This is a genomic window from uncultured Methanobrevibacter sp. (assembly GCF_902774605.1).
Lineage (GTDB): Archaea > Methanobacteriota > Methanobacteria > Methanobacteriales > Methanobacteriaceae > Methanocatella.
Genome location: NZ_CACYJE010000061.1, coordinates 1 through 10,852 on the forward strand (window position 1 = coordinate 1; position 10,852 = coordinate 10,852).

Consider the following 10,852-nt stretch of genomic DNA (forward strand, 5'->3'; position numbering starts at 1 on the left):
ATATCAATCCTCAAACGGCAAATCAATCAAGGGCGAGGACATTGCTGAGGTTATGAACAGGAACCCGGGAACAATACGTAACCAGATGCAATCATTAAGGAGCCTTAGTCTAGTTAAAGGAGTGCCAGGACCTAGAGGAGGATATAAACCAACAATAGAAGCTTATCATGCATTAAACATTACAGTCTCAGACAGGGATTCGAAGGTGCCGATTTATAAGGACGGCAAAAAGCTTGAGGATGTGTCCGTTGCAAGAATAGAATTCACCAGTGTTCCTCAGCCTAAGGAATGTGAAGCGGCAATTAAGGTATTGGGAAACATTAAGGACTTGAACCTTGGCGACACAATAAGCATTGGCCCAACACCCGTTAACAATTTAGGTGTAATGGGTGAAATCGTTGGCCGTGATGACATGGACAATATCCTGCTTGTGGACACTACCACCATTAGAAGCATTCCCAAGCAGACTGTAGGGGATATTGCAAGTCGTGATGTCATTTCATTTGCATTGGACTGTTCGGTTAAGGAAGCCGCTAAAAAATTGGCCGACAAGGAAATTGACGGTGCGCCCGTAATTGATAAGGGAAAAATAGTGGGTGTGTTCACATTAACCGATCTTGTAAAGGCAATTGCGGATGATAATGAAGGAAAGACTGTCGGCGAGCTGATGTCAACCAATGTGGTTATAGTCAATGAGGATATGAAAATTGCTAATGCAATTGAGGTAATGCTTAAAAAATCAATTTCAAGATTGATAATAGCGGACAATAACCAGGTTCTGCTTGGAATTGTCACAAGAACCGATTTGATTGACAGCATAACCAATTTAAAACAATTTCCAATAGTTACAAATTAATTTTTAAGTGATTTAATGAAAGTTAACCCGATTAATGTAGATAGGAGTATGAAAGTAATTGATTTGATAAATCAATTTGACCAATCCGGAGTTTTAGGTGCAGGTAGAGTGGCACGCGCAACAAACATACTTGCAGACATGATTCAGGATGATGAGATGAGTGTATTCATGAGCCTTGGAGGTCCGCTGATTCCAGGTGGGATGAGAAATATCGTGACCAAGATGATTGATGACGGCCATGTTGACTTGATAGTTGCAAGCGGAGCCAACATCACCCATGACCTTGTCGAGGCATTTGGAGGAAGTCATTATCGCCATGAAGGCAAGGACGATGAGGAACTGAATGAGGAGGGAATAGGAAGAATCGCCGATATCAATGTCGGTTCCGATGATTTCACAATATTTGAAGCTGAAATCATTAAAATGTTCGAAAGGATTTCCTCTCAAAAACAAGTGATATCCATTCAGGAATTGTTATATGAAATAGGATTGCTTGTTGAGGATGAAAACTCATTTGTTGCAACCGCCGCAAGAAACAATGTCCCAATTTTTGCACCTGGTTTGATTGATTCAATGATAGGTCTGCAATTATGGATATTCAATCAGGATCATGATTTCACAGTCGATGCAGTTGCAGACATGCATTATCTCTCAGACATTGTTTTCGAGTCAGAGAAGGTTGGTGCCATCCTTTTAGGCGGAGGACTCACCAAGCATTACACCCTTGCTTCAAATGTGATTAAAGGAGGTTTGGATGCTGCCGTTCAAATCACAATGGACCGGCCTGAAGCAGGCAGTTTAGGTGGAGCTCCATTGGAGGAGGCCAAATCATGGGCCAAGGCTAAATGCGGTTCTAACCTTGCAAGTGTGGTTGGAGACGTCACTGTTATTTTTCCGCTTATTTATGCAGCTGCTTTAGATAAGATTTAAGGTGATAAAATGAATTATATTATTTTATCATTTTTATTTTTATTTTCAGGATTTTTCATGAAATATTCAGATGACCTGTTTGATGTCAATCAGGATTTGGTGATGGCAAGCGGCATTGGCGTGTTGTGCGGCCTTGCCTCAGCATTTGCCACTATAAGTGATGTTGGTGCTGCTTATATTTTCATTTCTATACTAATAGGTAACTTGTTGGCATTAAAAGTTGATGGTATTCATCATGTCATAACCTTGCTTGTTTTCATTGTAATCTGTTTGATTGCAGGAATTCCAGAAATGAGCCTTGCAGTGTTGTTGATTTGTATTTTAGGTGCTTTAGCTGATGAGGTTGGCCATGAGTTAATATCAACCGTCGCTGACAATAAATTCTTAAATCTGTTTTTCGAGTATAGGTTTGTATTGAAAATAGTTATATTATTACTGGCAATCTGTGGTGCATTCGATATTATGGTGTTCGTTTACTTCATTCTGTTTGAAATCGCTTACTTGATTGGTGGTATTTTTTTTGAAAAGTTAAATTAAAAAAAGAAGTTAAAAAAAGGAATTTAAAAAAATTCCTTTATTATTTTTTGCTTATTCGGTTTCTATACCCATTCTGCCTGCAACTCTTGCAATGAGTACGGTTACGATAACTGCAATGACGGTAACTATGATAGCGTAAGTGAATAAACTGGATAATGCACTTCCAGTTCCGATGGTTTCTTCAATTAATGCTTGGATTGCACTGTTCCATGCTTCACCTGCAACGAACGCAAATGCGGTGGTGATTAATGCTAAGATAGTTTCCATAATCATTTTTGTTACTTCACTTGCCATGCTTTTTTCCTCCATTTTAATTGATTTTGTTCAATGATAATAAGAACAATAATATATTTATTTTTTTTATATTAAAAAAATGTTTAGTTTCAATCAAGAGATTTGATTAAATTTTCACATGCAATTTTCGGGTCTTCCGCTTCATAGATGCTTCTTCCGACAATTATCGCATTGGAATATTGCAATGTTTTCTTGCCGTCGCCGCCTTGCTTTCCAACGCCTGGGGATATTATGTATGATTCGTCTCCTACGATGTTTCTTATGTCTGATAGGCGATCCAGTCTTGTTGCCGGTGCCACGTAGTTTTTGATTCCCATTTCAACTCCCATTTCGGCAATTGCATCGGCGTTTTTCTGTAGAAACATTTTTGCTCCTGGATGTGACATTTCAGTCAGTAGGAACAGTTCCTTTCCATGCTTGTTTGCCATGTCAAGGCATGCCTGCACGCTGTCTGATCCTACAAATCCGTGGCAGATTATTGCGTCGGCCCCTGCCTTGAATGTTTCGTCGCATATTTTTGAGTTGGTTGCGTCGATGTCTGCTACCTTGAAATCGCATATTACTTTGAAATCGAATTTTTCTTTTAGCTTGTTGATTATTTCAAGGCCTTCGGCTAGTGCAAGGGGATATCCTATCTTTATTGTGTCGATGTTATCTTTAATTGAGTCACAAATTTTTATTGCTTCGCTTTCGCTCATCACGTCAAGCGCCAATATTAGGTTATTTTTTATATTCATGGTATCTCCGATTTTTTATTTTTCAAATTAATAATTTAGGTCTGCCTAATTTAATAGTATTACTTTTTCCTATACATTTATATGTAATAACTAATATAATAACATTATCAATAAAACTTTATAAAAGTTTAATTATATTTTAAGTTTTTATTGAGAAAGTTATCAAATCATTTTGATATAAATTTGGAGGAATTAATTTATGCATATTATGGAAGGATATTTACCATTGCAATGGTGTATCATATGGTTCGTTGTCGCAATCATAGTCGTTGCTTTCGGTATATATCAAATCAAAAAAATCGTAGATGAAACCCCTGAATCCAAAGCATTGCTTGCGGTGAGTGGGGCATTCATGTTCGTCTTATCATCTTTGAAACTACCATCTGTTACTGGAAGTTGTTCACACCCTTGTGGTAACGGATTAGGTGCTGCATTATTCGGACCTGCTGTAACTGCAGTACTCGCAACTATCGTGCTAATTTTCCAAGCATTATTACTTGCTCACGGTGGATTAACCACTTTAGGAGCAAACATTGTGTCCATGGGTATTGTTGGACCGTTAGTCGCTTGGTTAGTATATAAAGGTTTGACAAAAGCTGGTATTTCATCAACAATCGCTGTTTTCTTTGCAGCATTTTTAGGTGACTTATTGACTTACGTTGCTACCTCATTCCAATTAGCTTTCGCATTCCCTGCACCTACATTCAGTGCAGCATTAACTAATTTCTTAGTTATCTTTGCAGTAACTCAAGTACCATTAGCTATTGGTGAAGGTATATTAACAGTAATTATATGGGATAGATTAAAAGCTTACAAACCAAAATTATTAGACAAACTTGGTGCATTAGCTCCTAATGAAGCATAAGGTGATTAAAAATGAAGACATCAACATTAATAATTTTAGCAGTAATTTGTGCAATTATTTTCGTCGCACCATTAATAATGTTTAATGGCCATGGGGAAGACGACGGATATTTCGGTGGATCTGATGACGCAGCTAGTGAAGCTATAGAATCCACTAATTTTAAACCTTGGTTCTCATCAATTTGGGAGCCACCAAGTGGAGAAATTGAAAGCTTATTATTCGCTCTTCAAGCAGCTATAGGAGCAATCATTATTGGTTACTTCTTCGGTTACTGGAGAGGACAAGGTAAAGAAGAATAATTAATCTTCTTTAATCTTTTTTCTTTTTTTAGTGATTTTTATGAAATTTGATATGGATTATATTGCGCATCATAATGAATTAACTGAATCAAATCCTTATTTTAAATTGTTTTTAACAATCATATTGTTAATTTTAACTTTGGCACTTGATAATCTATATTTTGACATATTCATATTTACAGTGATGTCTATAGTGATTTTAGCAATAGCAAAAATTAACTGGCGTTCCTACTTGAAATTCCTATCCATTCCGATGGCATTTGTCGTTATCACATGTCTGTTTTTAATATTCTTCTTTGGAAAGGGTGAAGTGATTTATGAAACAGGAATATTGGGCATTGTCGTTACAACAGATTCCCTGCACTATGGTGTATACACATTCTTTAGGGTAGTTGGATGTTTGCCGTTATTGGGCTTTCTTGCTTTAACTACACCAATTGCTAAGATATTGCATTGTCTTGCCACTTTGAAGGTTCCAAAGATTTTCATTGAAATCGCACTTTTAATGTACAATTCAATCTTCATTTTCCTCAATGAAATTGACACTATGCAGAAGGCGCAGGAAACCAGATTGGGATATCATTCTTACTGGAATTCATTCAGGTCTCTAGGGGCACTTGCAAGTACAATATTTTTACGGTCTTTGGATAAAAGTGAAACATTGCAGCATTCTTTAGATTCCAGAGGATACACTGGTGAATTGCCTATTTATGAACCACGAAAAAGGGAGTAATCAATCATGTTAGAAGTTAAAAATATTAAATATTCATATAATGCGGATTATCAGGCATTGAAGGGAGTAAGCTTAAAAGTCGAAAGGGGAGAAATGGTTGCTCTTTTAGGAAAAAACGGTGCTGGAAAATCAACACTCTTCTTACATTTAAACGGTATTTACGAGCCTGATGAAGGACAGGTCTTCATTGACGGTGAAGAATTGAAGTATGATAAGAAGTCATTGCTTAAATTCAGGCAGAAGGTTGGAATCGTTTTTCAAAACCCGGATGACCAGATATTTGCCCCGACAGTGGAGGAGGATGTTGCCTTCGGGCCATTGAATTTGGGATTGCCGATGGAGGAAGTGCAGGATCGTGTTGAAGAGGCTCTCGCTCGTGTTGGCATGAGCGGTTTTGAAAAAAAGGCCCCTCATCACTTGAGCGGTGGTCAAAAGAAAAGAGTTGCAATTGCAGGCATTCTTGCAATGAAACCTCAAATAATGGTTTTGGATGAACCTACCGCGGGCCTTGACCCTCAGGGAGTCACTAACTTAACAAAATTGTTAAAAGAATTAAATGATGAAGGAATCACAATTATAATTTCAACACATGAAGTTGACCTGGTTCCTAATTATGCAAAACGTGTTTTCGTTTTGGTTGACGGTTTGCTGATTGCTGAAGGGTCTCCAAAGGAGATTTTTGCTCAGCCTGAGATATTAGAGCAAGCTAATTTGAAGGTTCCTATTGTCACTGAACTTTTCCAGCAGCTTGAGGCTGAAGGCTTTGACATGGAAAATGACTATCCTCTGACAATCGAGGAAGCTAAGGATAAGTTTTTACAGTTAATCGATAAAAACTAATTTTTTTTTAAAGCAGATTTTTTTCATAATTATAATAATCAAAGTATTACTGCTAGTAATAAATAATAATACTTTCTTATTTTCAAATAAACATATATATTAATAGAAACATAGTTTTTTATAAGGTGAAATTACATGAGGATTGGAATATGTGATACCACATTTGCCCGTTTTGACATGGCATCAGCGGCAATTGATGAGTTAAAAAAGAATGCATATGACTTGAAGATAATCCGTGAAACAGTTCCGGGAGTAAAGGACTTACCGGTCACAGCGAAAATCCTCATAGAAGAGGAAAACTGTGATATAGTGATGGCATTGGGAATGCCTGGTCCTATGGAAAAGGATAAGATGTGTGCCCATGAGGCATCAACCGGATTGATAAATGCACAATTGATGACCAACACTCACATTCTAGAGGTATTCGTTCATGAGGATGAGGAGGAAGATCCTGTGGAGCTTGCGAAACTTGCAGAAAACAGGGCTCGTGAACATGCTCAAAACCTAATCAAGATGATGTATTCTAGAAAAGCCATGAGAAAAGAAGCAGGAATGGGAATGCGTGAAGGTAAAGAGGATGCAGGACCATTATAGTAAGGTGTACGATGAGTTTTGAAGTTTCAAAGGAAGATAAGAAATCAACATATGTTATTCTGCCGGCATATAATGAGGCAACAAGGATTCAGCCGGTGCTTGAATCCATAGCTGAGAAAGGGTACAACATGATTGTTGTCAATGACGGATCATCAGACAACACTCTCGATGTCATAAAGCAAACTAAACAGAAATATCCAGACCAGATTCATATATTCTCACTCATAATCAACAGGGGAGTGGGAGTTGCAACTCAAACAGGATTTGATGCGGTATTCCAGTTTGACGCAAAATATGTCGTCAGCATGGATTCTGACGGCCAGCACTCAGCTGATGATTTGGACAATGTTATTAAACCCTTGGTTAGCGGTGAAGCCCAGGCCGTTATAGGCGTAAGGCCCCTTAAGGACATGCCAATGAGCAGGAACTTTGCAAATGCCGTGATGAACTTGCTCACCAGGATATTCTATAGGGTTAATGTAAGCGATTCCCAAACAGGCTTCAGAGCAATAACCATTGATGCATTGCGCAAGATTGACATCAATGCTAGAGGATATCTGATTTCATCAGAATTCATTCGTGAAGTCAACGATAACAATATTCCATTTGCGGAAGTGCCAATTAAGACAATTTACACTCCTGAAACACAAGCAAAGGGGACAAACGTCAAAGAGGCATTTAAAATTCTGATTCAAATGATTAAACATCAATTTTAAGGTGATTAAATGTTATTATATTCAATATTATTTCCAATCATATCCATATTGGCCATTTTATGGTTCTTCTATAGGTATCTGAAGGAGAAGCAATCTTTAGCTACTGTAATCTTATGGACCATATTGTGGCTATTTGTAATAGTATTTTCAATATTCCCATCATACAGTGAACGCTTCGCAAAACTCTTCGGAATAACCAGGGGATTGGATTTCATCATCATTGTAGTGTTCGTAGTGCTGTTCTATATCATGTTCAGACTATACAATAGGCTCGACATACTTCAGGATGAGGTCAATAAGATGGTTAAGGAAGTTGCGCTTTCAAATGAAATAACTCTTGACGATGAAGAGGAAGAATGATGCTTTATTTTAGGGGATGCACTGCAAGAGAAAAACAGCCATCTATTCAAGATGCAACTGAGAAATTACTGAATCTTGCTGGTGTCGATTATCATATTTTGGAAGATGAGTCATGTTGCGGTTCAGTCTTGCTTAGAACAGGGTTTTTAAAAGATGCTGAAGAGTTAATTAAAAAAAATAGTGAGGTTTTTAATGACGAAACAGTTTTAACCTCCTGTGCAGGTTGTTATAAAACCTTTAAGGAAGATTATGTAAACATTGATGTTATTCATGTCTCACAACTGCTTAGGCAATTAATTGCTGAAGGCAGACTTGAGTTTTCAAAAAAGGATTTCAATGTCACATATCACGATTCATGTCATTTGGGAAGGCACATGGAGATATTTGACGATCCGAGAAGTGTCATTGAAAGCGTGGCTGATATTGTTGAGATGGAAAATAATCACGAAAACAGTTTATGCTGCGGAGCGGGTGGTGGAGTGAAATCAGCTTATCCTGAAATTGCAGATGAACTGGCCAAGTCAAGAATTAACCAGGCTAAAGACACTGGTTGTGAAATTTTGATTGCCGCTTGTCCGTTTTGTAAGCTTAATCTGGAAAATGATGATTTGGAAGTTCTGGATTTGACTGAATTTCTAGTGAAATATGGTGGTTTGGATGAAGAAAAGTGAACTTGAAACAATGAGAAAATCATTCAATACAGTCAAGAGCAGATCAGACTCCATTAAGGAATCCCCTTCCACTAAAAGACTAGTCAAAAGGGTTCGTGAAATCAAGAAATTCTCAATTGAAAACAAGGATGAGTTGATAATTCAGCTATTGGAATCATTTTCACGAAATGATATCGAATGCAAAATGACCGATAATTCTTTTGAAGCTTTAAAAATTATTGACGGGTTGCTTGATGAGTATGACGCCTCAGTTGTTGCAAAGGCAAAATCAAATACATTGGGTGAAATAGACCTTAAAACTCACTTAAAAGAAAAAGGAATTGATGTTGTTGAAACTGACCTTGGAGATAGGATACTGCAGCTTAAAAAGGTTGACAACAAACCTGTTCATCCGACCGGTCCCGCTTCACATCTTAATGTTTCAAACATCACTGACATTGTAAATGAATCCCTTGACGTAAATGTTGATCCCGTGCCTCGGGAAATAATGGAAGTTGTAAGAAAAGACGTTCTGGACCGGCTAAAAGATGCGAATGTAGGTATAAGTGGGGCCAATGCGATAGCATCTGAAGAGGGGTCATGCGTGATGGTTCACAATGAAGGAAACATTTCAATTGTTTCACTAAAGGACCTGCATATCATTGTAGCGGGAATTGACAAGATTGTACCTACATTGGAGGATGCAATCTCCGTTTCAAAGCTTGAAACCATTTTTGCAACAGGTAACTATGTAACATCATATATGAATGTAATATCCGGACCTTCAAAGACAGCAGATATTGAGAAAAAACTTCTCAAAAACATGTATGGTGCCGAAAGGGTGATCGTCATACTGTTGGATAATGGCAGAAGCGAGGCAATCGATGAATGCCTTTACTGCATAGGCTGCGGAAACTGTTTAATCAATTGTCCGGTTTATAATGCGATAGGTAATGAATTCGGATTCAACAACTACTTGGGGGGACGTGGGGTTGCTATGTCAAAGTTCATTGAAGATGATGAGACATGTTTCAACTCAGGATTGTACATGTGCACCCTTTGTGGACTGTGCACTTTCAATTGTCCTTTAAGCATTCCCACTAATGATATACTGGAAAACATGAGAAAATTATCCATTGATGCTGGATTTTACCCTAAGGCACATGGTAAAATCAGAGATAATGTTTCTAAAAATAATTCTCCCTTTTAACTTTCTCTTTTAATTTTTTAATTTTTTTTAACTTTGTTTATAAAAGTAATGGGTAGAGTATATTTTTTTTTAATTTTATTTGTGAATGTTATGATTTTTTATTTAGTTAATAATATTTTACTTAACTGTTTATAGTTAATGCAAAATTGTTTTTAACTGGTTATGTTTTTATAATAAATTATTATAAATCGTGTAAACTTATATAAGTGATGACCTTCTAATATAACAATGAATATATTTAATGCCGATGTATATTCATTTTGTAATATAATTAACTGGACCAGGGGGTGAAAATCGAAAATGAAAGGCAAAAAGTTTATCGTGATAATGGCTATTTTTATTATTATATGCTCAGTTCAAGCGATTACGGCTCTTGAAGACAATAATTTGACACTAACTGAAATTCAGATTGATGAAAAGGCAACAGCAGATTCTTTGGAAGTTTCAGTTGTTGATGCTTCAGACAATTTGACAAGTGTTCCGCAAAAAGAAATGGTTAAGGAACAGTCTCCTAAACAGCAAAGTAATATAATCAATGATGATTGCCTAGAAGATGTTGAAAATGATGATTCACAGGCTTTGCTCAAGTCAAGTCCTCAGTACTTGCAGGCAAGCAGTGATGAAGATGTATTAAGTGCTATAACTCCTGGAATATTTATCTACGGAGTCGATTATGATACTGACTATGCGGATGTTGATAATGTCCCATTGGATAGGCTTTTCAAGTCAATCTTTTATGGAATAAGGGATTACATTCAAAAAGAGGAAGTTCAAAAAGGTAAAACCCCAACAACCGAGTGGAAAGTATTTTTAAATAATAAAACTTTCACAGGAGGCTATGGGGATGCTGGAGTAGGTACTATTCAGACAGGTTATGCATCAGATGGTTATCGTGTTAATTATCTTGCTTTCAACGGTTTGGGAGGTTTCAATGGTGGAAAAAATATCAAACTCGTAATACATTTGTATGGTGGAGCAAATGAATCCGATACCAGTAAATCAACACTGGATTTAAAGGATTATGGTGCTAGCTATGCACTTATAGACTTCAGCACTTCAAATTCTTCAATAACTGGCATTAATTTCAAAAACTTCAATGTCAATGATCACACTGCGACTAAGTATGTAAGTATAACAACTCCATTTATCAAATTAGGTGACGAAACTAATCCAAGTTACAAGCCTGAGGATTTAATCAAGGACTGTACTTTTGAAAACATCACTCTTAATC

15 protein-coding genes are annotated in these 10,852 nt (G+C 37.0%); 13 read left to right on the forward strand and 2 right to left on the reverse strand.

The genetic code is table 11. The features are described 5' to 3' along the window. From QZU77_RS09335 to QZU77_RS09345, 3 genes are all read left to right on the forward strand, one after another. Nucleotides 1-856 (forward strand): CBS domain-containing protein (locus QZU77_RS09335; protein WP_295603412.1); only part of this gene is annotated, 856 nt, incomplete at its 5' end. A gap of 15 nt (nucleotides 857-871) precedes the next feature. Further along, on the forward strand, nucleotides 872-1,786 hold the full coding sequence (locus QZU77_RS09340; protein WP_295603414.1) for a deoxyhypusine synthase: 915 nt from the start codon (nucleotides 872-874) through the stop codon (nucleotides 1,784-1,786). 57 nt (nucleotides 1,787-1,843) lie between these two features. Next, nucleotides 1,844-2,323: a hypothetical protein gene (locus tag QZU77_RS09345; RefSeq protein WP_295603416.1), complete on the forward strand. Its 480-nt coding sequence runs from the start codon at nucleotides 1,844-1,846 to the stop codon at nucleotides 2,321-2,323. Nucleotides 2,324-2,374: 51 nt separating this feature from the next. On the opposite strand, the gene QZU77_RS09350 is transcribed toward QZU77_RS09345, so the two are convergent. Then, a complete protein-coding gene (locus QZU77_RS09350) occupies nucleotides 2,375-2,617 on the reverse strand; it encodes a DUF5654 family protein (RefSeq protein WP_295603418.1) in 243 nt (80 codons plus the stop codon). Nucleotides 2,618-2,706: 89 nt separating this feature from the next. After that, the gene (gene pyrF, locus QZU77_RS09355; RefSeq protein ID WP_295603420.1) at nucleotides 2,707-3,354 is read right to left on the reverse strand and encodes an orotidine-5'-phosphate decarboxylase; all 648 of its coding nucleotides are present in this window, start codon (nucleotides 3,352-3,354) and stop codon (nucleotides 2,707-2,709) included. Between the two features lie 199 nt (nucleotides 3,355-3,553). Between pyrF and cbiM the strand changes: the two genes are divergently transcribed. The 10 genes from cbiM to QZU77_RS09405 form a co-directional block, all read left to right on the forward strand. Beyond that, nucleotides 3,554-4,219, forward strand: a complete 666-nt coding sequence (cbiM, locus tag QZU77_RS09360; RefSeq protein ID WP_295603422.1) for a cobalt ECF transporter S component CbiM — start codon at nucleotides 3,554-3,556, stop codon at nucleotides 4,217-4,219. Nucleotides 4,220-4,230: 11 nt separating this feature from the next. Beyond that, entirely contained in the window at nucleotides 4,231-4,518 is a 288-nt protein-coding gene (locus QZU77_RS09365; RefSeq protein ID WP_295603424.1) for an energy-coupling factor ABC transporter substrate-binding protein, read from the forward strand. 52 nt (nucleotides 4,519-4,570) lie between these two features. Beyond that, nucleotides 4,571-5,251 carry a cobalt ECF transporter T component CbiQ gene (gene cbiQ, locus QZU77_RS09370; RefSeq protein WP_295603441.1) on the forward strand — a complete coding sequence of 227 codons (681 nt, stop codon included), beginning with the start codon at nucleotides 4,571-4,573 and terminating at the stop codon, nucleotides 5,249-5,251. A gap of 6 nt (nucleotides 5,252-5,257) precedes the next feature. Next, the gene (locus tag QZU77_RS09375) at nucleotides 5,258-6,091 is read left to right on the forward strand and encodes an ATP-binding cassette domain-containing protein (RefSeq protein ID WP_295603426.1); all 834 of its coding nucleotides are present in this window, start codon (nucleotides 5,258-5,260) and stop codon (nucleotides 6,089-6,091) included. A gap of 135 nt (nucleotides 6,092-6,226) precedes the next feature. Next, nucleotides 6,227-6,685: a riboflavin synthase gene (gene ribC / locus QZU77_RS09380; protein ID WP_292894000.1), complete on the forward strand. Its 459-nt coding sequence runs from the start codon at nucleotides 6,227-6,229 to the stop codon at nucleotides 6,683-6,685. A gap of 11 nt (nucleotides 6,686-6,696) precedes the next feature. Next, the gene (locus tag QZU77_RS09385; protein WP_295603429.1) at nucleotides 6,697-7,401 is read left to right on the forward strand and encodes a glycosyltransferase family 2 protein; all 705 of its coding nucleotides are present in this window, start codon (nucleotides 6,697-6,699) and stop codon (nucleotides 7,399-7,401) included. A gap of 9 nt (nucleotides 7,402-7,410) precedes the next feature. Continuing rightward, nucleotides 7,411-7,761, forward strand: coding sequence for a DUF2304 domain-containing protein (locus QZU77_RS09390; RefSeq protein ID WP_295603432.1), 351 nt, complete (start codon nucleotides 7,411-7,413; stop codon nucleotides 7,759-7,761). Beyond that, on the forward strand, nucleotides 7,761-8,432 hold the full coding sequence (locus QZU77_RS09395) for a heterodisulfide reductase-related iron-sulfur binding cluster (RefSeq protein ID WP_366208873.1): 672 nt from the start codon (nucleotides 7,761-7,763) through the stop codon (nucleotides 8,430-8,432). Before QZU77_RS09390 ends, QZU77_RS09395 begins: the two co-directional genes overlap by 1 nt. Next, on the forward strand, nucleotides 8,419-9,621 hold the full coding sequence (locus tag QZU77_RS09400) for an LUD domain-containing protein (RefSeq protein ID WP_295603437.1): 1,203 nt from the start codon (nucleotides 8,419-8,421) through the stop codon (nucleotides 9,619-9,621). The genes QZU77_RS09395 and QZU77_RS09400 overlap by 14 nt, the downstream gene beginning before the upstream one ends. A gap of 300 nt (nucleotides 9,622-9,921) precedes the next feature. Beyond that, nucleotides 9,922-10,852 (forward strand): hypothetical protein (locus QZU77_RS09405; RefSeq protein ID WP_295603439.1); only part of this gene is annotated, 931 nt, incomplete at its 3' end.